Consider the following 23,393-nt stretch of genomic DNA (forward strand, 5'->3'; position numbering starts at 1 on the left):
TTGCCTACCTACCTTTCAGTGCTAGGCTGTGGTGTAAACGAACGTAAGTTGATGCGAGACTTAGCAAACAAAGAATCTGTGCGTGTAATAACTCTAACTAGAGAAGTTCCGTCTGAAAGGCTAGCTGATCTGTTAGATTCACAAAGCGTTAATACGATAGAATTGCCTTTCGGGCGTTTTAGTAAACCTGCCTTTGTATTTGACTTTGTCTGGAGTTTACTCTTGTCAGCAACTTTTATTCCTTATCGTCTCATAGGCAACCGTGCTTTCGATGTAATCTATGTGCGTGGTGCCTCCGAAGCTGTTGGTTTTATTTCAATGCAGTGGCTACACGGAATTCCTGTAGTATTTAAATTAATGAGTTACCGGTCAGATGAATACAAGACTGAAAACCCACGCTTAACCCGGAGAATAATCTGTAAAATTCTTTTAATTTTAGACCAAATAGCTATCCATACATCAGAAAAAGTAATTGTTCCCAGCGTTTCATTCAAAAAAGACCTGATGGCACAACACAGGATTTCAACAGACAAAATATCTGTTCTCAGAGTCGGTGCCTCCATAAGTCACTTTTTATCGGCTAAACCCTCTGTCATTAAGGATAATTCCACATTTACACTAGGTTATTTCGGCTCTTTACTCGAATTCAACGATGTAGCTTGCTTGCTTAAAGCGCTTAAATTGCTCAAAAACAAAATTCCATTTAAATTAATATTATCCACCAAGGCAAACTTGCAACAGGCTCACAGAATGGTCAATGAGTACGGATTGAAAGATAACGTTACTGTAACGTCAACTCCTTTCGAATTAGTTCCGCAGCTTATGGCAAATATTGACGTGATTATGATACCTAGACGGAAACTTAGTAGCACTGACCTTGTTATTCCACTTAAACTCATTGAAGCTGGTGCTGCCAGCAAACCCGTGATTATTGCAAAAACGGAAATAATTGGCGTTGAGTTAACCGACAAAAAGCAAGTCTTAATGTACGAGCCGAGCAATGTCGAAGACCTTACTGATAAAATTTTTCAGTTATACAATGATAAAGCACTTAGGTCGAGTTTGGGGAACCACTTATTTGATTATGCTAAAGAGTTTGATTGGTCAAATATCAGTGTTGCATTAAGAAATATATTATGTGCTTGAATTACACAAAACTTTGCCTTTACCCTATTGAGTGGTTGTGCTCTTTAACTTGGTTGATATTCTAATGAGAAAATCGTTTGAAAAACGCTGTATATTTAGCTTCTTATTGTTTGTTCTATTATCTGCCTTTGTGGGCAGCGTTGTTTTTTTTGTGCTTTCAAATGAATTTAAATTTTTTATCTCAGTCGCAGCAAGTATCTTAACTTTTCTAATGCTGCTAAAAATAGCTAATGTAGATCTCAAATTAAACATAAACACAAACGTTCTTTTATCCCAAAAAATATTGTTTCTACTTGTTTATTTTATCTGTTTAATCGTTATTCTCATTGTTCCCTCAGCAGGTATCCAGTTGACTGATTGGGGGAATATACCGCTCATCAACTATGTGAGGCTTATTTCCTCGCTGTTTGTGGCTTTTTTGTTTCCCGGTTTAGTCCTGATAGACATTTTCTGTAAAAATGAGTTGAAGATTCTCCCACGCATCTGTTTTGCCTTCATCATTAGCCTCTTTTTGTTAGCCATTATTGGGCAAAGTTTAGGGGGAATAATAATTATAAATTTTATACTCCTTGGTTGCTCAGCAATTAAAACGTTTATACGTAGGCACTCTTCGCCAAATGGCGAAAAGCCCCAGACAAAAAGTTTTGGTATCCTCAATTTACTTATATTATCATCAGCATTTATGCTATTTATTTCGTGTTTAAGCTCTATCTATTCCAGATATTGGCTGTTTATTGGGCCCGATTTCTGGCGTCATTATAGTTGGGCGCTAAACATAATCAAAGGTGTACCCGAGATTCCATTAGTGACGCGTGCATTTCATGATGTGCTCGCAGGATATTTCCAGTTATCTGGATGCCCAGCAATTAATGCATGGATAGTTTCGAACGCGTTTTTTTTCATATCTGTTATTTGCTTCTATGTTATGGCTGAAGTTTACCTCGGTTCCATTGACAAACGAGCGCCTATCTTTGCAACGATTATTTGGGTGTTCTTTTCAGGATTTGGTTGGATTTACGCTTTGTTCCTTAGAGTGATTACCCCAAATGTGACTTGGATAAACATACTTAATGATGCTCTTGGAAAAACAAATTTGGACATAGGTTATCCTCCAGGATTTTGGGCAATAATGGGTGATAATGGCGCCGCAACAATTGGTTTTGCAGCGTTTTTCTTATTACTATACCTATTAAGGCAAAAAACCCTGTCTCGCCGTACCTATATATTCTTGTGCGCTTTAACATTTGGAGCAGGATATATTCTTCACACTACTGAAGTTTTACTTATATTTATAGCAATATTTTCACTTTCGTTGTTCAAATTAAAACCTAATTTGAAAGAATTTTTAGCCGCTGTTCTACTTTCGATGTGTGGTATTCTCATATACGATTTTGTATATCAACTTGGGAATTTTTCCTCCTTTACTCGAACACTATATTTCACTGTGGGCTTGTTTGTCCTTGCTTTTTCTGCAGTTACTCTATTATTTTTACATAAATTCAAGTCAAAGGCCGTCCGTGTATCTGTACTTTTCAAAACCCAAGGCATATACAATAAAGTATTACCAATCTTCGTTTCCGCCGTAGTGTTTGTCTATGGTCTTTCAATTCTAATTTGGTTAAATATCAAAGACGGTTATTGGTGGTCATCTACCTTGCCGTCCCGTTTTGTGCCTTGGTATTTCTACCCAATTCTTTTCGGAGTAACTGGTGTTTTTCTTGTTGTTTCTTTGATTTATTTACGGGGCATTTATTTGCGTTACAAGAAAACTTTTGCTTTCTTGTTGGTTTTTACTTTTTTGCTCTTTCTTATGGGTAGATTAATTTCATATCTAAACATGAGCTATGGCAATATAGGCTTTAACGAGTTCAGGATGATTGGTCTTATTTTTATACCTGCTTCTTTGATTGCTAGTATAGGCTTAGTTTTTCTTTTCGATAAAATCCTTCAAACTAGCCGTACTGGTTCGACTAAAAGGTGGTTTAGCAAAAAGTTATCTGCGGTTTTACTTGTAACCCTTGTTATTTTAGCTGGGACAATGTCTACCTTTATGACTGTGGATTATTGGACATTGCACAGTGAAGACAGTTCTAATGTGGTATCAACTGCTGAGTTGGATGCCATGGATTTTCTCAACCAAAACACTAATCCTGTCGCGTTAGGTCGAGACGTTGCAGATTATAACTTGGCTTTTACTTATTCTAGTAAATCTTCTGATCTGTTACATATCTTCTCGGGAACAGGTTTTTATGCTCCATACGCTTACAAAGGACAAGTGTTATTTGATGCCCAAAGACTTGAGGAGCCCCTCTATTATTTCAACAATTACAAATCAAAGTATCTTTATCTCAGTCACGATGACTTCAATTCTTTATCATCAAACAGTTTCATGGGGTCGTATCTTACGGCACTTTCTAAAATTTTCTCCAATTCTCATGCGTCCGTGTATGCACTTCCTTCTTTTGCTTCGCCTGTATTAGACTCAAACACAGCAATAATTCTTCCCAGCGCAGTCACCTACTCATCATCCATTGACTATGTGATGCTGATGGTTGCTCAATCTTCCATCAATTACACCGAAGTTCTAGATTCAGACCCTACCCTAGAAACTAAAAATGTTCTGATTTTACCTATTGACCCTCATTCGCCATCTAACGATTTTGTAGATGATGTGTTTAACAATGCTACTTGGGTTCAAAATAACAAAGATCTATTAGCTATCAGTAATGATGACATACTTGAATTGTCCTATACCAATAATGAAAATAAATCAACTGTTGTAAGTTATGAACGTTCACTTCCACAAATTAACGTAACAGAGAGCAGATACATTACTTGGCGCGTTTTCGTCCACAATATGGCCGAATCAGATTATGCTGGAATTATGCTATATGATGACGGTGATGAGAATTGGTATTGGACTGGTGCTATCTCTTTGAATAACAGAGATTATAATATTGTTAAGCAGGATTCATGGATTGATGTTTCTTTCGATACGCAGAACAATCAATGGCACAACTTTTCGTCTGTTTCAAAAATGCGGATTATGCTTCGTGCTGATGCTTCTTCATATGTAAATGTGTTTTCTGATTTTATTTCTTTTAGCATTGTTGAACCTTCTGCTTCACTGTATCGTCAAAATCTAACCTCACAACTAGTCGATTGGGTGAATAACGGTGGAGATTTAGTCGTTATTGATAGCGACGGGTTAGGCGATTTCTCTACTATGTTTGGTTTACAGCAATCAACTACCACTTTTAAAGCCCAAAGCGTTTTTGATAATTCAACGCGTACTGTTATTTCACCCGTTGATGTTCCTTACCTTTCATATGACGAAGGTGACACAATTATAGCAACGTATGAGGGTGGTAATGAGAGTACTCCATTATTTATGAAAAGAAACGTTGGGGCAGGTACAATAACTTATTTGTATGCAGAACCTTATATCACCGCTTTAAGCAGTGAAAAAACACAAGCCACAAAAGCAGCCTTGTTTACTTCTTTAGGGCTACTGTTCCAACAGGAAAACTTGAACATAGCTCCTTTCGAAGGAAGTGAGAAAATGGATTCTGTGACCTTCAAGCAAGCAATCCTTACTGGTGACGTTAGTATATCAACAGACAGCGTAATTTTGCCCTCAAATCAAGTCCTTTCGTTATCCATGAATCTTCCTGGTCGCTCGAGCGATTATTATTCAAGTGTACTTGTGGATGATTTTAGTACCTCCGGCAATGTAACGTGGCTACTTAACTGTCAGAACGTAACTTTATCAGGAGGCTTAGGGCTCTACTCTGCATTGTCAACAGATACGCCATTTACGTTCACTCTTATTGTTCCAAAGGGTTCATCAGCTCAATTCAGCATTCAACCCTATGGAGTGGGAACAAAGACCACCTATACGGTCGAGGACGGCACAATTATTTTTGACGTCAACCCCCAAGGTGTATCAGAGTATCTTGCAAGGGCTCCAAATGTTACTGTCGCAGGAACCTCAATGTTTAGTTCATTATACATAGAAAAACAGCTCTATGCTTACGCTGGGACAGACGCAAACATAACTGGGTCTATTTCTTTTGGCGTTACATATTCTGATACTTACACTTTAGCTTCTGGTTTTGTTTTAAGTGATAATGCAATATTACAGACATCTGAAGTGGTGCCATGGGGTGAATGGGGTTCTATACCTTGGCAAACGCTTAACAAAGAAATTGTCGTCTTAGTGGCTGTCATAGGTGTTATCTTTTTAGCTGTCTTCATCTTACAGTCTAAGAACTCAAAAGGTGCTTCTATTGAAAGTGCTTGAAGTTTACAATAGTTACTTACCAAAAAATGGTGGTGTACAAAACCACATTCATGATTTATGCGATAGTTTAGTGAAAAATGGACACTCTGCAATGGTATTATCTTGGGTGCCCTCCACACCTAAAAAAGATGTGATTGATGGAATTCCTGTAAAGAGAATACGTGTCCCTCGTGTGTTCTCTATTTTGCGTTATCCTGCAATCTTGTTTTTGTTCATAAACATTTTTTACGTATTGAAGAAAAATCAAATCGATATTATTCATGCGCATGATTACTTACCCGGAACTGCTGCCGCTTTAGCGGGTCTTTTATCACGTACTCCAACTCTTGTTAGTTTCCATTTACCTGTTCAAAAAACCACTTTTTACGCACATCGCTTTTTAAAACCATGCTGGTTAGTTGAACGTGCACTTCGTTTTGTATTTAACTATTGGGTAAGTGCCATTATTTGTGTATCACGTTTCACTTTAGATGAATCTTTAAAACTTAACCTTCCGCGGTCTAAATTAGTGAAAATCTACAATTGGGTTAATCTTCCATCAAAGCAGACTTTGCCCATGATAGCTGTCCGTGAAAAATTCGGTGTTTCTGAGCGTCCTTTTATTCTTTCAACAGGTAGACTGTATGAAAAACAAAAGCCCTTTTCGTTACTTATACATGCTTTCAAGTTGCTAGTCGATGACGGATACACAGGGGATCTTTTAATAGTTGGTAACGGACCTGATAAGGAAACATATCGTCAACTATCCCGCACCTTATGTATTGATAGTCAAATACATATTTTGGACAATGTATCAAATGAAGAATTATCTTTTCTATATGACCACTGTGTTCTGTTTGTTTTACCATCTTTCTATGAGGGATTACCTATGGTTCTATTGGAGGCTATGAGTCATAGCAAACCAATAGTGTCGACACGTGTGGGTGGTATTCCAGAGGTTGTTCGAGATGGTTATAACGGTTTGTTGGCTGAGGCTAGGGTCGATGCGCTCTATAACAGTTTAAAATGTCTTATGTCCGATGATACTTTGCGAATAACTTTTGGAAACCGATCAAAAGAATTAATTAAGGCGTATTTTTCTCTAAAAAATTTAGACAAAACCTTAAAACTCATTAAGAGATTATCTACCGCTACTAACTGATAGAGGTCCTATATTGCAGAAATTCTTTATTCGGAGGGCTGAAGATGAACTTCCTACGATATCTGAGTCTTTTAGCCGGATGAGTAAAACTGAAAAAATTCACTTGCTTTCTATATATAATCAAGCAAAAAAAATGGTTCGTTCCTCCAACGCTAATGTCATGTTAGATGTTGGTTGTGGCGATGGATTATTACTAACAAAAATACATTCAATTCTGTCTGCAAATTCTTGTAGTTATGTGGGTGTTGATATAAGCATACGAAAACTTCGTGCAGCAAAACGTAAATCAGCTCTCTTATACAAGAATTGTGATTTTATACTCTGTGATGCAGATTTTTTACCCTTTAAAGGTTCAACATTCCAATCAGTAACAATGATTGAAGTTTTTGAGCATTTTTTAAATCCCAGGTCGATTATCATAGAACTATCTAGAGTAATCTCAGATAAGGGTCTTGTCTTTATTACTACACCCAGTGCATTAGGCATTACAAAACTGCTCTTAAGTAAGGTTAGCAAAAAACATCGTCCAGAATTCATTGTTTTAAATGGTCATAAGTTGCCACATAGGGATTTTAATCCCGATGAGATAATGTTTTTTGTACGTGGATATTTTAAGACATTTAAACTCTACAGTTTTAACATTAGCCTATTTCAATCAGTTATACGCTTTTTGCCCTTCAGATTGGGCTACGTATCTATGCAAATATTTGATCGTTACGTCGATAAAATGCCTATTTTCCTAGGTTCTAATCTATCTATCGTTTTGCAAAGTTTGTGATGATAGTTTTTTACTTTATTTCGCTTGGATATGTACCCTGTTGCCTAAAGACCTATAACCAACCTTTTCGTTTTAGATAATAATTTCGTCTTACTGGAGGCTGAAGAGGTCAATGATTGAAAAACTTACGCAAAAAGTATCCAATGACGTTGATTGTATGCTAAAACAACAGTGTACATTAGCTGTTGTAGGGACTGGTTATGTAGGTCTTCCAACTGCTGCTTTGTTTGCACAGGCTGGCTTTAATGTTACAGCGATAGATATCCGAGAATCAATAGTGGCACGTATACGTAAAGGGCATAGCCCAATACAAGAGCCTGGTTTGGAAACAATAATTTCGTCTCATGTTCAATCAGGTAAATTAAAAGCTGAGTTACTTTATAGTAGTATTTTCCGTGACAAACGTGTTATAATAATCACCGTTCAAACCCCTATTGGGGTAGATAAGAAGCCTGATTTATCCTTTTTAATTAACGCTATCCAAAAAATTGGGCCTGAATTGCAAGAAGGAACGTTGGTTGCAGTTTGCAGTACACTTCCTCCTGGAACTATGCATGATAAAATTGTGCCCTTATTATCAAGATTAAGCGGGTTGACCCCTGACAAAGATTTCTATTTGGCGTATGTACCTGAACGGATTGCACCTGGTGTTGCTATTAAAGAATTTGTTGAGAGTCCCAGACTTGTAGGAGGTATCGGACCAAACAGTACTTTAATAGCTTCTTCAGTTTTTAGACGTGTTTGTAAAAACATAATTGAAACTGATGCTCCTACAGCGGAAATATCAAAAACCGCTGAGAACACTTTTAGGGATGTGAATATTGCTTTTGCTAACCAGTTAGCATTGATTTGTGAGAAGCATCATGCTGATGTTGTAAAAGTAATTGCTCTAGCCAATACTCATACACGTGTAAACATACATTTAGTGGGTCCTGGTGTAGGTGGACCCTGTCTTACTAAAGATCCCTATTTGCTGATATACGAAACAATATTTCCAAATCAAAGCATAGTTGAAACAGCTCGTCAAATTAACGATTACATGCCTAAACATATGGTTGGATTGCTAATTGACAGCCTAAAGAATAACGGTAAAAACGTTAGAGACAGCTACGTTACTGTGCTTGGCACTGCTTACAAAGCTGATGTTGATGACTCTCGTTTCACTCCTTCTGAGCCAATAATCCGTGAATTGTTGGGCATTTGCAAAAATGTTTCAGTCTATGACCCATATTGTACTGAAACTTTTGGTGCCAAACGTGCTTGTTCCATTGCTGAAGCTGCTTCAGGGTCAGATTGTTTAATGATACTTACTGACCACAGTGAATTTAAGAACTTGGATTTATCTGCATTAAAATCGTTAATGAATGGAAGCCCTGTAATAGTTGACGGGAGGCGGATGCTTATGCCTGATAGGGTTTTAAGCGCTGGGTTTAGTTATTATGGAGTAGGTTATGGACAAAAGCATGATGAGTAATTGTGTTGATCAGTTTAATGTCTAAGCAGAAAGTTATTGTTTGTCTACTACTTTTTTTATTTTTCATAGAAATCTCAGGTGTTTTTGAGGTTTCTGGCTCATTTAATTATGATTCGTCTGTATCCTGGGGTTTTGATAATAATACCTACCTAACTTTTGGTCAAGATGTAGATTTAGCCTATGTTCCACAAAAAGGCAGTATATACAACAGCGCCTTAGTAGGTAACTGGGCAATGGACGAAACAAGTGGTACACTAGTAACAGATAGTTCTGGTAACGGTAATAATGGAACTGCAATAAACACGATTATTGTGCCTGGTAAATATGGAAACGCTCGGTACTTTAACAACTCTGGTGCCATTGTAGTGAGTGACTCTGAATCTTTAAAGCTGAATTTAACAGGCTTTTCTTTGAGTGCTACTGTAAAATTAGATGAGGATGCTGGAACTCTGAGAACAGTTCTTAGAAAGGGAATCACTGGTTATAACCCATATTATTGTCTACGGGTGAATGCTGAAAATAAGGTGGAGTTTATTTTAAGAGATGCCCCCGAACCTGCTCATAGCTACACCCTCACTACTGCAATTGTGCTTCCAGCAAATGAATGGGTGACAATTTCAGTTACTTACAACTATACTTCTAAATGGTGTTATCTTTACATAAATGGTGAGTCTACTGCTCAGATGCACGCTGTTGATTTGGGTGATTTTAGCAGTGATAAAAGTTTTGCAATTGGTCAAGCTTCCGATGTAGCTGTTCAACATTTTAAAGGTAGTATCGATGAAGTTAAAATATACAATAAACCTTTGAGTGCTGATGAAATCTTCTTGTTATATACTGAGCCAGATCCTGCAATTCTGACCAACTATTACAATTTTGTTGATGCAAATACTGAAGCTGCAATGGTTATACATGTGCAAAGTTTGGCAGATGATTTTTCCAATTCATGTTTTGTTAACTGCACTGACTTTTTTACTGATAACAAATTAATTTTTATTGCAAACGGAAGTGTAACTGTAAATGTTTGGACAACTTTTGGAAAACCATTTTTTACATCAGGAATCTGGAACAGTGAGAACTATACTATAACCCTGGCACTTGATGACGCATCTAATGGAATAATAAGTTGGGTTTCATGTTCCCCTGTTGCTTCAAATATGTCCGTGACTTCAACTTATTCAGGTTGTAACTCGACATTTTCTGTTCTATGGACTGATACTCTGGGTTTAACGAATGGTGGCGGATACATTTTTAGCACAAACAATACTGGACATTGGGTAAACGCGACTTGGTCAGCGTTTATTTCAAATCCTGACTGGGGCAACGTTACTTTGACTTTAAATAATACTGTTGATGTAATCGTTAGCTTCCGCGAATATGCTAATAACTCGTTAGGTATATGGAATGCTTCAGAAATTTACTCGATTAAAACAATTGCTTCCAACATACTTCCTACTTCTACTCCTAATCCTACGTCTACTCCAACTCCAACATTTTCTACATCAACGCCCCCTTCTCCAACGCCTTCTCCAAATCAAGAACTAATCAGTATGCTCTCAAAACAGGTTATTCTGTTAGTTGCAGTTATGATTGCCGTTTTTCTCGTCTTTTTTGTTTCCTTTAAGAGAGGTATAATAAAGATTGAAATTGTGGATAACGCAGGCTTGTAAACTCGACTGCAAAAGTGCTTTAGCCTGATTGAAAACGATATTCGTGGTAGCCGTGAATGGGAAAATGGTTTGACTTTTTACCGTAAATAATAAACCTCTCCTTTTTAATTCTTGTAGTTCACAAAGGCCAATATGATGAGCAAAACTAAAGACGTTGCTAAAGTTTCAGCAAAGGGTAGCTTTCATATGTTTTGGGGGCTAGTTGTTTCAACCCTGATTTCGTCAATTGGAACTATATTTATTGCTAGGCTTCTAGGCTCAGATTTGTATGGTTTATACACTATTGTGTTGACGGTTCCACCCATTTTTCAAGTTTTGAGGGATTGGGGTGTGAATTCTGCTATGGTTCGTTTTGTGGCTCAGTATCGTGCGGAGGGTAGGGTTGATGAGGTTCGTAGTGTCTTTTTGACTGGTGTTTTGTTTGAGGTTACTGCTGGGTTGGTGTTGTCTTTGTTTTCGTTTGTTTCAGCGGATTTTCTAGCAACTGTTATTTTCCATCGTCCATTAATTGCTCCACTTATCCAAATTGTTTCTTTTGCCATATTCGCAAGTGGTTTAATTTCAGCAGCTACTGCAGCTTTCACAGGGTATGACAGGCTAGAACTTAACAGTGTAATGCTCATATTTCAGAATATTTTCAAAACCGCAATTGTAATAATATTGGTGTTTTTAGGTTTTGGTACTTCTGGAGCTACAGTAGGTTATACAATTGGTACGTTTATAGCGGCTTTAATTGGGTTATCTTTAATTGGTATTATCTATAGAAAGCTTCCTAAACCCTTCTCTCGTAAGCTTGAAATCAAAGCATACTTCACCGCTATGTTAACTTATTGTTTGCCTCTGTCTTTAGCAACTATTATACTATCGCTCCTTCCCAGATTTTACGCATTTTTGTTACCAATTTATTACATAACAGATAATGTGCAGATTGGTAACTATGGTGTAGCCATGAATTTTGTAATTTTGATTTCTTTTGTTATTACTCCTATTGCCACTATGATGTTTCCCGCTTTTTCTAAATTGGACGCAAAGAGGGACCATGAGTCATTGAGAAATATTTTTCAGTTCTCGGTGAAATATGGTTCATTGTTAGTGGTCCCCGTAACTGTTATAGTAATGAGTTTATCTGAACCCGCTGTAGCAACACTTTTTGGACCCACATATACTACTGCTGGTATCTTTCTTGCTTTGTTTGCAATTCAATATTTATATGTAATTTTTGGAAACCTGAGTTTGTCCGCTTTACTAAATGGTCAAGGTCAAACAAGTTTTACTTTAAAGATGGCTTTATTGACCGGGTTGATTGGTTTTCCATTGGGGTATTTTTCTATAATGTCTTTCGGGGTTTTTGGTCTTATTTTTACTACCATAATTTCCAGCGCGCCTAGTCTTATTATGGGGCTTGTTTTCATTAAACGAACTTATAGTATAACGTTGGATTGGGGTTCATCTTTACGTATCTTTCTTTCGTCTGCGGTTGCTGGGGCCATAACTTATTTTGTAGTTTCTTGGTTGCCTTTTGCTGCTTGGATTAGATTATTGTTGGGTGTAATTTTGTTTTTCGTGGTTTTGGTACCTGCATTGTTGTTGTCACGCTCTGTAACTAAAGTTGATATTGTAAACTTGAAGGTGATGACAAGTGGATTGGGTGCGTTGAGTGTGCCAGTTTGTAGAGTTCTTAGTTTGCTTGAGCGGATAATGACTTTGCTAAAATTATAAACGGTAAATTTTCATATCAGAATAAACATGCCATTTTATAGTTGATTGTTGTTTTGATTGGTTGAACTGGTTGGCAAGTACCAAAACAACATCACAAAAAATGAGTTAAGGTTTTTTTAAAACTTAATATTGCTCCGTTTAGTGTTGTTAGGTTTGATTAATATGAAGAAAGCTTTCCTAACAGGTGTTACTGGTCAGGATGGTTCTTATCTTTCAGAGTTTTTGCTTTCCAAAGGTTATGAAGTGCATGGAATAATTCGTAGGGCAAGCACATTTAATACAAGTAGGATTGATCACGTTTATGTGGACCCTCATGACCCCAATGCACGCTTCTTTCTTCATCATGGGGACCTTTCTGATTCAGAGCAAATAGCAAATATACTTTATAATGTAAAGCCTGATGAAGTTTATCATTTGGCGGCGCAAAGTCACGTTAAGGTTAGTTTTAGTATGCCTGAATATACTGGTAACGTTACCGCCCTTGGTACGACTAGAATTTTAGAGACCATTCGACGTAGTGGTAATCATGGGAAATTTTATCAGGCTTCAAGCAGTGAAATGTTTGGTCGTGTGCCTTCGCCTCAAAATGAGGAAAGTAATTTTAGTCCTACTAGTCCTTATGCAACAGCAAAAGTCTACGCATTTTGGATGACAAAGAATTACCGTTTGGGCTATAATATGTTTGCCTGCAATGGCATTCTTTTTAACCACGAATCTCCCCGTAGAGGCGAAATATTTGTTACAAGAAAGATCACAATGGCTATTGCTAATATTCTTGCAAAAAAGCAACAGTTTCTTTACCTCGGCAATCTTGAGCCTAAACGGGATTGGGGTTATGCGCCTGAATATGTTGAAGTAATGTGGAAAATTCTTCAGATGGACAAACCAGATGATTTTGTAGTTGGTACAGGTGAGCAACATTCTGTACAAGAGTTCGTTGAAGAAGCATTTTCGTATGCAGGCATGAACTGGGATAAATACGTTAAAGTTGATCAGAAATACTATAGACCTACTGAAACAGAGGATCTAGCTGCTGATTCAAGAAAAATCCGTAAGGTCCTCGGATGGAAACCTAAAATTCAGTTTAAAGACCTGATTAAAGTAATGGTTGATGCGGACATGCGTAAAGTTGGGTTAACGCCGATTGGTGAAGGCGATGAAATTTTAAACAAAAAATTTCCAGATAGATGGTGGAAGGTAGATTGAGTAGTTTCTGGGAAGATAAAACTGTGCTTTTAACTGGTGGGGCTGGTTTTTTAGGTTCCCATATAGTTGATAATTTGGTTAACAAGCGTGGTGTTGCAAGAAGTCAGATAGTTATTCCTAGAAGTAGCACTACTGATTTGCGGTCGTGGGACAATTGCTTGAATGTGGTTAAAAATGTTGATGTTATTATTCATTTAGCTGCAAGAGTGGGCGGAATAGGTTTTAACCAGAAATATCCTGGGACACTATTTTATGATAACATCATGATGGGTGCTAATTTAATGGAAGCTTCCCGAGTTGCTAACGTGAAAAAATTTGTTCAAGTTGGTACCGTATGTGCTTACCCAAAATTTACACCCATCCCTTTCAAAGAAGATGACCTCTGGAATGGTTATCCTGAAGAAACAAATGCTCCCTACGGTATCGCTAAAAAGGCCCTATTGGTTATGGCGCAAGCCTACAGGCAACAGTACGGTATGAACATAATCTATTTGCTTCCTGTGAACCTTTATGGACCTAAAGATAATTTTAAGCCTGAATCTTCCCATGTTATTCCTGCACTTATCCGAAAATTTGTTGACGCTGTGGAAAGCAACCAAAAACAAGTTGTCGTGTGGGGAACAGGCAAAGCTTCCCGTGAGTTTCTGTATGCAAAGGATGCTGCTGAAGGAATAGTTGCGGCAGCTGAAAAATATGATAAACCAGCCCCTGTAAACCTTGGTGCAGGAAAGGAAATAACCATAAAAGAACTGGTGAATCTTATCGGTAAACTAACAGGGTTCAACGGTGAAATAGTCTGGGACACTTCAAGACCTGATGGGCAACCACGACGATGCTTGGATATTACAAGAGCGCGTGCAGAGTTTGGTTTTGAAGCAAAAACTGACCTTATTGAAGGTTTACAGGAAACCATTGGGTGGTACAGAAAACAAAGTTAGCTTCTAATGCTCTCTTTGCAGTCCTTAATGACTTCCAGCAGGTACTGGTGCAACGGTACAGTGTTTTCTTTTAAGAACACATATTCCGAATGTTCATCATTGAGAATTATTTTTGTTCCTTTACACTTGCATAAATATGCTATCGTGATGTCGTGACGTTGAGGAAACACCCTTGAGTAAACATTAATCAGCTTGCACTGAGTTACTTCAAGTCCTGTTTCTTCCTTGATTTCCCTGCGCAAAGCATCTTCTATTAGTTCTCCTTTTTTTATTCTGCCACCTGGAAGCCACCATTCGCCTTTGGCCGGTTCGTTGTTTCTTTTCAAAAAAAGAAACGCGCCTTCTATTTCTATGGCGGCTTCAACAGAAACGATTGGTAACAGTTGCGTTATCTGATTGTATAATTCTGAAGGGATAAAATTACTTTCATCAGACGTAACCATGTTTTTCTCTCTTTTTTCTTCCTAATCTACATATAAAAATTTTATCATCACTCTATTTTTGACGGCGCTGTTTTGTTTAATTATCAACGAGCTTACAATCAAGCTGTTAGGTTTTCGCATTTCTGTGCCGCTTTACATCGTTTTTTTACCCCAAACAATAAACCCTTCTTTGAAACAAAAAGATACATTTACATTGGAATAATGTGACATGAGCAAAGTTGAGGATATCGCTAAGGTTTCAGCGAAGGGCAGTTTCCATGTGCTTTGGGGTTTGATTGTTTCAACCCTGATTTCGTCAATTGGAGCCATATTTATTGCTAGGCTTCTAGGCTCAGACCTGTATGGGTTATACACTATAGTGATAACGGCTCCATTATTGATTCAAGTTTTGAGGGATTGGGGTGTGAATTCTGCTATGGTTCGTTTTGTGGCTCAGTATCGTGCGGAGGGTAGGGTTGATGAGGTTCGTAGTGTCTTTTTGACCGGTGTCTTATTTGAAGTGGTAATGGGGCTGGTGCTTTCAATATTTTCGTTTGTTTCAGCGGATTTTCTAGCAACGGTGGTCTTTAATCGTCCCGTTATTGCTCCATTCATTCAGCTTGTTTCTTTTTCTATACTTGCAAATAGTTTAGTGGTGGCGTCTACTGTGGCTTTCACGGGATACGACCGCTTAGAGCTTAACAGTGTTATGTTGATTTTCCAAAGTGTTTTTAGAACTGCAATTATGATTGCTTTAGTGGCTTTGGGTTTTGGGGTTGCTGGCGCTTCAATAGGCTATACGGTTAGCGCGTTTGTTGCAGGTTTAGTTGGTGTGGCATTAATTGGTGTTATTTACAGGCGGCTTCCTAAACCTTTTTCGCAGAAATTAGAAATCAAGGCGTACTTTACGGCAATATTTTCATATTGCTTGCCCTTATCTTTGGCTACAATTATAACTGTGTTGCTTCCACAATTTTACGCTTTTCTATTGCCTATTCATTATGCTGCAGACAACGTACAAATCGGCAACTATGGCGTCGCTATAAATTTTGTGGTTCTTATAGCGTTTTTTATTACACCTATTAGTACTATGATGTTTCCGGCTTTTTCTAAATTAGATCCAAGAAGGGATCAGGAATCTCTTAGGAACATTTTCAGTTTTTCAGTTAAATATGGCTCTTTACTTGTGGTGCCCGTAACAGCCTTAGTTATGTGTCTTTCTGAACCTGCTGTGGCAACATTATTTGGCAATACTTACAATACTGCTGGGCTTTTTCTTGCATTGTTTGCAATTCAATATTTGTATATCGCTTTTGGGCACCTTATTTTGCCTTCTCTTTTAAATGGTCAAGGTCAAACAAGTTTTACTTTACGAATGGCCCTGCTAACTGGGTTGATTGGTTTTCCTTTAGGTTACGGTTTGATAATGCTTTTTGGGGTTTTAGGTTTGATTTTAGCTATGTTGGTGTCGAATTTGCCTAGCCTTTTTATGGGCCTGAATTTTGTTAAGAAAACTTATGGTGCAACTGTAGATTGGAGAGCTTCTGTGTGTATTCTTCTTTCATCTGGTGTTGCTGCTGTCGTGACGTACTTTATGGTTTCTTGGTTGCCTTTTGCTGCTTGGATTGAGTTGCTGTTGGGTGTATTGGTATTTGTCGTGGTTTTGGTTCCTGCACTACTGTTTTCGCGGTCTGTTACAAAAGAGGATATTGCTAACTTGAAGTTAATTGTTGAAGGACTCGGCGTTCTTGGTAGATTGATTAGTAGACTGCTTGCTTTTCTTGAACGGGTAATGACTTTTATGAACTTATAATAGCTAATTATTGCAATAATAGCCAATTGAGCAAGGGTTATTAGGTTTGAGGTTGTTTCTGTTGGTTGGTTGTTAGCGCTTGAAAATTTTAGTAATCCTTGGAACAAGACCAGAAGTAGTCAAGTTCTCTCCAATCATACGTGAGTGTCAGCGTTTAGGTTTGGATTATTTTATTTTGCATACGGGACAGCATTACAGTTACAACATGGATAGAGTGTTTTTTGAGCAACTAAATCTTCCTGAAGCAAGCTTCAATTTGGATGTCGGATCAGGTTTCCACGGACAACAAACGGGAAAAATGCTAATTGGTATAGAAAAAATTCTGCAACAAACAAACCCTGATGTTGTTCTTGTTCAAGGTGACACAAACACGGTTTTAGCTGGTGCTGTTGCTGCGGGAAAGCTTGACATTAAGGTTGGGCATGTGGAAGCTGGCTTGCGAAGTTATGACCGTGGTATGCCTGAAGAGGTTAATCGTGTTTTAGCTGATCATTGTTCTGATTACCTGTTTGCACCAACCGAAAAATCAAAGCAAATTCTGCTACATGAGGGTATTCCTGAAGAGAAGGTGTTTGTGGTTGGGAACACAGTTGTGGATGCTGTTTACCAAAATTTAGAGATTGCCAAAGCAAAGAGCAAAATTCTAAATGATTTAGCTGTGGAGGAGGGGCAGTTTATGCTTGCGACTTCTCATCGTCAAGAAAACGTGGATAATAAGGAGCATTTCGCGGGTCTTATTCGTGGGTTGCAGCTTGTTCAGCAAGAGTTCAATGTTCCAATAATTTACCCCATCCATCCGCGGGCTAAAAAGCAGCTTGAACTCTTTGGCATAGACACCACGGGTTTAACGTTGGTTGAGCCTTTGGATTATTTGGCTTTTTTGCAGCTTGAGTGCAAAGCCAAACTTGTTTTGACTGATTCTGGCGGGGTTCAGGAAGAAACTTGCATTTTGGGAGTTCCTTGTGTTACGCTTCGAGAGAATACTGAGCGTCCTGAAACTATTGATGTTGGGTCAAACATTTTGGCAGGAACGGATTCGGTTCGGATTCTTAAGGCTGCAAAAGAAGGTTTAACTAAAAGTCGGATTTGGGTCAACCCCTTTGGAGACGGAACCACTGGACAGAAAATCGTTAATGTGTTACGTGACAATTTTTCTTAACTCTGGCAAGTGAGAGCTTGTTTGCTCAAAGTTTATTAATAGTTTAATATGTAAATTCTGATGGCTCATAAAATGAGAGACAATTTACGGTTTAACTCGGATATCGGTATTGTTCTTCCTACCTATTGTGAAGCAGAAAACATTTACAAATTAATCAAAGACATCCTTGCCCTCAAATTAAATGCCTTAATCTTGGTTGTTGACGATTCCAGTCCTGATGGAACCGCACAGATTGTGCGTGAACTCCAAAAAGAATCTGATAACATTCTTCTTATCGAACGAGCTAAAAAAAATGGGTTAGGCTCAGCAATAACAGATGCCTTCAAATTTTTCTTGGCTCTGGAAAAAATGCCTAAAAAAATAATTGTTATGGATGCAGATTTTTCGCATAACCCACAACAATTGCCTTCGCTTCTGGATGGTATGGTTGAGGGTTGTGGAATAGTTATCGGTAGCCGGTACTGCAGTGGCGGCAGGATTGAGGGTTGGTCTTTTTCTCGTAAATTAATTAGCCGCATTGCAAATCGTTTGGCTAGGTCTTCTCTTAAAATAAAACTCAATGACTGCACCAGCGGCTATCGCTGTTATTCAGTGGATTTTCTTAAAGTAGCAGTTGACAGCCTGCACAGTCAAACCTACGAAATCCAAATTGAAACTGTGCGGCAAGCAAAACTCAACAATTTCAAAGTAATTGAAGTTCCTATATCTTTTGTAAATAGAAAAAGAGGCAAATCTAAACTTGCAGGCATCGAAATCCGAAGTTTTTTCCTATACATACTAAAAGCCGGCTTACACAAGTAAACCCTAAACATGCACTAATCAGACATCACATAACCAGTCAGCAACCAAAACCCAAACCACCACCAAAAAACCCGTATCTAAAAATATAGTCATCTAAAGAAAAAAAATAAACAAACATTTTAACCGTAAAAACATTAACTCTAGCGCAAGGCTACTATTAGCGTAATATGTCAAATTGATGATAGAGCGATGTTTGATTGAGGGTTAACAATTGAAGGCATTAATACTAATTGGTGGATTTGGAACTAGACTGCGACCATTATCTTGCACTAAACCTAAGGCTCTTTTTCCAATAATAAACAAGCCCCTGCTACAGTGGACTTTTGAGAAACTAGCTGATAACGGCGTTGACGAGGTAATCCTAGCTGTCAACAAACTAACAGAGTTTCATATTAAACAACAGCATATTCCAAAATGCGGTTTAAAAATCAAATACAGCCATGACCCACCAAACATGCCTCTTGGAACAGCCGGACCCGTAAGAAAAGCTGAAAGGCTACTTGGGCATGATGAGCCTTTTTTTATTTTAAACGGCGATTTAATCACTGAAATAAATTATCGCGAATTGCTAAACAGCCACAAAGAGGGCAAAGCTGTTGCCACAATTGCGCTTCATTGTGTGGATGACCCCAGTCGATATGGTGTTGCGGAGCTTGAAGATGGTGGTCGCATTAAGACTTTTGTTGAAAAACCCTGCAAAGGCACTGAACCATCTAAACTGATTAATGCAGGTGTTTACGTTGTGGACCCCAAAATTCTTGATTACATCCCAGCCGGAAGGGCGGTTTCTATGGAACGCGAGATTTTTCCAAGCTTAGCTCAAGAACGCAAGCTTTACGGGCATAAACTGGATGGTTTATGGATTGACATTGGCAAGCCCGAGGAATACCTGCAGACTAACATGATGTTTTTGGAGCATTTTGCTACTCATGTAAATTGTTCTCATTTCTCATGCAGGGATCCTGTTGCTTTCGCTAAAGGCGTCACGGTTGGGGAAAACTCGACTGTTGGGCCAAATGTGATTTTAGGAAAAAACGTTACCATTGGCAGAAACGTTCAGATTCAGGGTTCAGTTGTTTTCGAGAACACACAAATAGGTGACGGCGCCGTCGTTTTAGGTGCACGTATTGGTGAATCCGCTTTGATTGGCAAGGAAGCATCTATTGCCGAGGGTTGCCTGATTGGTGACCACGCAAAAGTAAAAGATAACCTCTCTTTAGGTAAAGGAACCAAGGTTTGTCCAGCCAGCAACGTCTCACAGCAGTGTTAAACCGCTAAGGATTTTTATCTATTAAATCCTGTTTTTGCTGATGACTCAGCTTTTTTATCTGTCGCTCCCGCTGCATAGCTGTTACCTGCGTATCGAAGCGTTCTACGTATGCCAGCTTGTCGGGTTTGTGGGCTTTAGTGTATTTTGCTCCTTTACCATTTTGGTGTTGTCGTGTTCGTTGCTGCAGGTTTTTAGTGTAACCTGTGTAGAAACTGCCATCAATGCACTGAATTATGTAAACAAAAAATGTCATCCCCATCTATTGTTCCTCAATGTTATAGTTAAAGTCCATACCTTTCTGTATCGCATGTTCAAAATAAGCTTCAGGGTCTATTTCTTGCACACTTCCTCTGTCAACATCAATAATGTAAATTCCGTGCAGATGCGCGTTTTTGATATCTTCTATTGTAACTGGTGGTTTTTGATAGTAATAATCACATAAGGCTTTGATTTTTTTAATTTCTTCTTCTGTGCGTTTTCTTGGGGGCTTAGCTAAAGCGGATGGAAAAGGTAAAACGTAATGTGGCGGAACACCTAAAGCGAATTTTCCAGCAAAACTACTGTATCGGATGATTTTGCTTGCCAACCTAGCGGACGTGTAGGTCATGGGTGCTAACGCGTTTTCTGGTGGTATGAAGCCTGTTTCTATTTCAACTACCAAGTTTCCCATTCCTTTTATGGCGTATAGGTCGCAGGTTAGTATTTCATTTAGGGGGTACTCGATTTGGACGTCGTATCCTTTTTGGATTAAAAATTTTGAGCAGATGAGTTCCATGACGGAATGGTTGATTTTTACTACGTTTTCTTTTTGTAGTTTGATAAGCCAATCTTTTAGCATGTTAAGTTTGTTTTCTACTTCGTTGTCTGTGTCTTTGGTCAGTTTGCAAAGAAGCTTGGTTAAATCATATTCAAACTTGAGCTTTCCACTCATGCTTCTCTACCCTTAAAGTTAACAATAAAACAAAGCTTGTTTTAATATATAAACAAGAAAACCTATGTTGCCCATGCCAAAAAAGCATATTTGCAGCTTAGAGCCTTAAATAGTCTACATAAAAAAGAACAATTGCTTTTCTATGCATGATTTTTTCTGCATTTTCCTGTAAAACCCTAAAATAGGCTGAGATTTTTTTTCAGGTGACACTGTTAATTATTTTTATATTTTTAAAAAAGCTAAGTTAATATTGTCCAAGCCGAGAAGTACGCTGAAACAGTAAATGTTGGAGTTGCAACGGAAATAACTGGTTGCCAAATATCTTTGCAAAGAAAAAAGCAGAGATAATAAAGCAATGAGTTAGGCTCTAATATTTGCTATTTGGGCTTAGACTCGACTTGGCATCCTCTTTTCTTTGAGCGAAGATTGATTATGGGTTGGTGGCTGTTAAGACGAGTCTTGTTGCTGCTACGTCAACTTCGGTGATTTTGCATCCTTCAAACTCTTTTGCCTCGCCCATAATGTTTCTTACAATCACTTTGTCGCCGTCAGCTTTAGCGTAAATTACGTCTCTGAACATTACTTTGCCGTTTAAGATTACATTAAACTCGCACATTACGACTCACATTAAAGAAAAGCTGTTTTCTAAGTTATAAGGACTTTTATCTGCTAATGCAAAAATGGGTTGAAAAAATGTTTATTTGGCTGTGTTTTTTAGTGCTTCTAAAACAAAGATTTCTGCTGAGAAAGCAACAATTATGAAAACCAGTGGGAGCAGTGCTGCCCAGATGGCTAGGTTTTGGGCTGGGTTTGCTGCTACTGCAACTGTGACGCCTGTGATGGTTGCAAAAAATAGTGTTAACCAAAAGATGGTTTTGCCATTGGTCAAGGCGTGGTGCCTCTGCTTTGTTTAGGGTAGCGGTTCATTTTAAGGTGTTGTCGTGTTTGGGTTTGGTTTTTTGTGGTCGCCTTGAGTAACCTACAGCACACCGATAGTTATTGGGCGCAACAAGCGGTGGTGTTCATTTCGAGGAGAACAAACAGGCTTAGCTGAGTGTGCTCTTTAGGGTGGGGTTAGTGGGTAAACGTTTTTGGAAAAACTCGCTGCAAGGGCATCAGTGTTTGCTGTGCCCAAAATCAGGTATTCTCCACTGTTTAACTGTATAATCAGGTTGGTTGAGTTGTTTGATGCCACGTAAGCTTTAGCTCCATTTCCAAGCGTAAAAACACCTACGTTAACATTATCAAAATTAGTTCCATACTGTTTATCTAAAGTAAAATTTCCCGAACCTACCTGCCCAACAAAAACAGACGCTACCTCAGTGGAGGTAATATTTTTGTTTCCGCTGACAAAAGGAACATTAGGTAAATCAGGCGAAAAGTTTGCGAACTGCACATTAACATATCCCGAACCAACCGTAATTGTTGAAGGAGAAAAATATACAAACGCTATACTAACAGCTAACGCGACCAACAAAATCCCACTGATTATAGCCACCAATTTACTATTCAATCTATACCCAATGGACACAAATTTTGACAATTTACCCAAAAAACCTAACACCGCAAGAACCGAACCAGCAGCAATAATGCCCGCAACAATAACGATTACAAAAACACTGAAGGGAGATTGCACCATAAACTGTTCAATTGCCATCAAACGACACTGACGCAACTATTGTTTGACCGCAAATTTAAATCTCCCTTCAAAACACACTTAGGTTTTTTGTAGTTTGGCAATGAAAAAGCCGTTGCAGCTTTGCAGGTGTGGATAGAGCCGTTGACACTGCGTTAAGCCTTTGAAGGCAGGCACGCCGATTTTAGGTTCAATATCAACCAGTTTGAAGTCTGGGCGCTCTTTTAGGAACCGCTCAATGATGCACTCGTTCTCCTCCAAAGTGATGCTGCAGGTCGAGTAGGTCAGGGTTCCGCCCGGGGAGACTTTTTCTGCGCAGTTGCAAATCATTTGCCACTGGATTTCCGCCATTTTTGTTAAGGATTTTGGGGTTAGGCGCCATTTTGCGGAGGGTTGCTTGGCAAATACGCCTGTGCTGGTGCAGGGTGGGTCTAAAACAACAGCATCCGCTTTTCCATCAAGAGGCAACGGTTGGGTTGCATCCGCCAACACGGGCTCCGCATTAATTATTCCCATACGCTCAATTTCCTTTTTCCAAGACACAAGCCTTCGAGCCGAAAAATCAACCGAAGTAATGCTGCCCTCATTATCCATTAACTGGGCTAGATTGGTGGTTTTGGCTCCAGGAGCGGCACAAACGTCAAAAAGTGTGCTGCCTGGCAGAGGATTTGTGACTTGTGCGGCAAAACAGCTCGCTTTATCCTGAATATAGAACAATCCCGCTTTGTAGCTGGGTAGCGAGTTGAGGGGTTGCTTCGTTTCGATTACGTGGTAAACGTTCTCTAATGGCACCGTTTTTTCTAATGTTACGTTTTCTTCTTTTAGTTTTGCTACGATGTCTTCTTCGAGGTCTTTGAGGGTGTTAACTCGGATGTATACGGGCGGTGTTTTCATGCTGCCATGTAGGAATGCTTCGGCTTCTTGCCGTCCGAAAAGCCCAATGCAGTACTGGACAAACCAGAGGGGATGGAAGGTTTTGAGGCTTA

20 protein-coding genes are annotated in these 23,393 nt (G+C 38.7%); 13 read left to right on the plus strand and 7 right to left on the minus strand.

What is annotated here, in order from left to right:
• From NWF01_05945 to NWF01_05985, 9 genes are all read left to right on the plus strand, one after another.
• A complete protein-coding gene (locus NWF01_05945; protein ID MCW4024560.1) occupies positions 1–1,146 on the plus strand; it encodes a glycosyltransferase in 1,146 nt (381 codons plus the stop codon).
• A 64-nt stretch (positions 1,147–1,210) separates the two neighbouring features.
• Positions 1,211–5,449, plus strand: coding sequence for a hypothetical protein (locus tag NWF01_05950; GenBank protein MCW4024561.1), 4,239 nt, complete (start codon positions 1,211–1,213; stop codon positions 5,447–5,449).
• Positions 5,442–6,590: a glycosyltransferase family 4 protein gene (locus tag NWF01_05955; GenBank protein ID MCW4024562.1), complete on the plus strand. Its 1,149-nt coding sequence runs from the start codon at positions 5,442–5,444 to the stop codon at positions 6,588–6,590. Before NWF01_05950 ends, NWF01_05955 begins: the two co-directional genes overlap by 8 nt.
• A gap of 13 nt (positions 6,591–6,603) precedes the next feature.
• A complete protein-coding gene (locus tag NWF01_05960; GenBank protein ID MCW4024563.1) occupies positions 6,604–7,368 on the plus strand; it encodes a class I SAM-dependent methyltransferase in 765 nt (254 codons plus the stop codon).
• A 112-nt stretch (positions 7,369–7,480) separates the two neighbouring features.
• Entirely contained in the window at positions 7,481–8,842 is a 1,362-nt protein-coding gene (locus tag NWF01_05965) for a nucleotide sugar dehydrogenase (protein ID MCW4024564.1), read from the plus strand.
• Positions 8,843–8,859: 17 nt separating this feature from the next.
• Positions 8,860–10,512, plus strand: coding sequence for a LamG domain-containing protein (locus NWF01_05970; protein MCW4024565.1), 1,653 nt, complete (start codon positions 8,860–8,862; stop codon positions 10,510–10,512).
• 135 nt (positions 10,513–10,647) lie between these two features.
• The gene (locus tag NWF01_05975) at positions 10,648–12,231 is read left to right on the plus strand and encodes a flippase (GenBank protein MCW4024566.1); all 1,584 of its coding nucleotides are present in this window, start codon (positions 10,648–10,650) and stop codon (positions 12,229–12,231) included.
• A gap of 162 nt (positions 12,232–12,393) precedes the next feature.
• A complete protein-coding gene (gene gmd / locus NWF01_05980) occupies positions 12,394–13,437 on the plus strand; it encodes a GDP-mannose 4,6-dehydratase (protein MCW4024567.1) in 1,044 nt (347 codons plus the stop codon).
• Positions 13,434–14,375 (plus strand): GDP-L-fucose synthase, encoded by a 942-nt coding sequence (locus NWF01_05985; protein MCW4024568.1) that lies wholly within the window; start codon positions 13,434–13,436, stop codon positions 14,373–14,375. The genes gmd and NWF01_05985 overlap by 4 nt, the downstream gene beginning before the upstream one ends.
• Here the strand turns inward: NWF01_05985 and NWF01_05990 are convergent.
• Positions 14,372–14,818: an NUDIX hydrolase gene (locus NWF01_05990; protein MCW4024569.1), complete on the minus strand. Its 447-nt coding sequence runs from the start codon at positions 14,816–14,818 to the stop codon at positions 14,372–14,374. The two genes, NWF01_05985 and NWF01_05990, sit on opposite strands and share 4 nt — an antisense overlap.
• A gap of 208 nt (positions 14,819–15,026) precedes the next feature.
• Here NWF01_05990 and NWF01_05995 point away from each other — a divergent pair, with 208 nt between their 5' ends.
• From NWF01_05995 to NWF01_06010, 4 genes are all read left to right on the plus strand, one after another.
• Complete coding sequence (locus NWF01_05995; GenBank protein MCW4024570.1) at positions 15,027–16,610, plus strand: oligosaccharide flippase family protein; 1,584 nt, start codon at positions 15,027–15,029, stop codon at positions 16,608–16,610.
• A gap of 79 nt (positions 16,611–16,689) precedes the next feature.
• On the plus strand, positions 16,690–17,769 hold the full coding sequence (gene wecB, locus NWF01_06000; protein MCW4024571.1) for a UDP-N-acetylglucosamine 2-epimerase (non-hydrolyzing): 1,080 nt from the start codon (positions 16,690–16,692) through the stop codon (positions 17,767–17,769).
• Between the two features lie 72 nt (positions 17,770–17,841).
• On the plus strand, positions 17,842–18,570 hold the full coding sequence (locus NWF01_06005; GenBank protein MCW4024572.1) for a polyprenol monophosphomannose synthase: 729 nt from the start codon (positions 17,842–17,844) through the stop codon (positions 18,568–18,570).
• 211 nt (positions 18,571–18,781) lie between these two features.
• On the plus strand, positions 18,782–19,840 hold the full coding sequence (locus NWF01_06010) for an NDP-sugar synthase (protein MCW4024573.1): 1,059 nt from the start codon (positions 18,782–18,784) through the stop codon (positions 19,838–19,840).
• Positions 19,841–19,844: 4 nt separating this feature from the next.
• On the opposite strand, the gene NWF01_06015 is transcribed toward NWF01_06010, so the two are convergent.
• From NWF01_06015 to NWF01_06040, 6 genes are all read right to left on the minus strand, one after another.
• Positions 19,845–20,099: a GIY-YIG nuclease family protein gene (locus NWF01_06015; protein MCW4024574.1), complete on the minus strand. Its 255-nt coding sequence runs from the start codon at positions 20,097–20,099 to the stop codon at positions 19,845–19,847.
• Positions 20,100–20,771: a hypothetical protein gene (locus NWF01_06020; GenBank protein ID MCW4024575.1), complete on the minus strand. Its 672-nt coding sequence runs from the start codon at positions 20,769–20,771 to the stop codon at positions 20,100–20,102. It abuts the gene before it with no gap.
• 430 nt (positions 20,772–21,201) lie between these two features.
• Positions 21,202–21,387 carry a CooT family nickel-binding protein gene (locus NWF01_06025; protein ID MCW4024576.1) on the minus strand — a complete coding sequence of 62 codons (186 nt, stop codon included), beginning with the start codon at positions 21,385–21,387 and terminating at the stop codon, positions 21,202–21,204.
• A gap of 81 nt (positions 21,388–21,468) precedes the next feature.
• Positions 21,469–21,660 carry a hypothetical protein gene (locus NWF01_06030; GenBank protein ID MCW4024577.1) on the minus strand — a complete coding sequence of 64 codons (192 nt, stop codon included), beginning with the start codon at positions 21,658–21,660 and terminating at the stop codon, positions 21,469–21,471.
• A gap of 174 nt (positions 21,661–21,834) precedes the next feature.
• Entirely contained in the window at positions 21,835–22,428 is a 594-nt protein-coding gene (locus NWF01_06035; GenBank protein MCW4024578.1) for a hypothetical protein, read from the minus strand.
• 60 nt (positions 22,429–22,488) lie between these two features.
• A partial coding sequence (locus tag NWF01_06040; GenBank protein ID MCW4024579.1) for an RsmB/NOP family class I SAM-dependent RNA methyltransferase occupies positions 22,489–23,393 on the minus strand: 905 nt, incomplete at its 5' end.

It is taken from the genome of Candidatus Bathyarchaeota archaeon (assembly GCA_026014585.1).
Classification (GTDB): domain Archaea; phylum Thermoproteota; class Bathyarchaeia; order Bathyarchaeales; family Bathycorpusculaceae; genus Bathycorpusculum.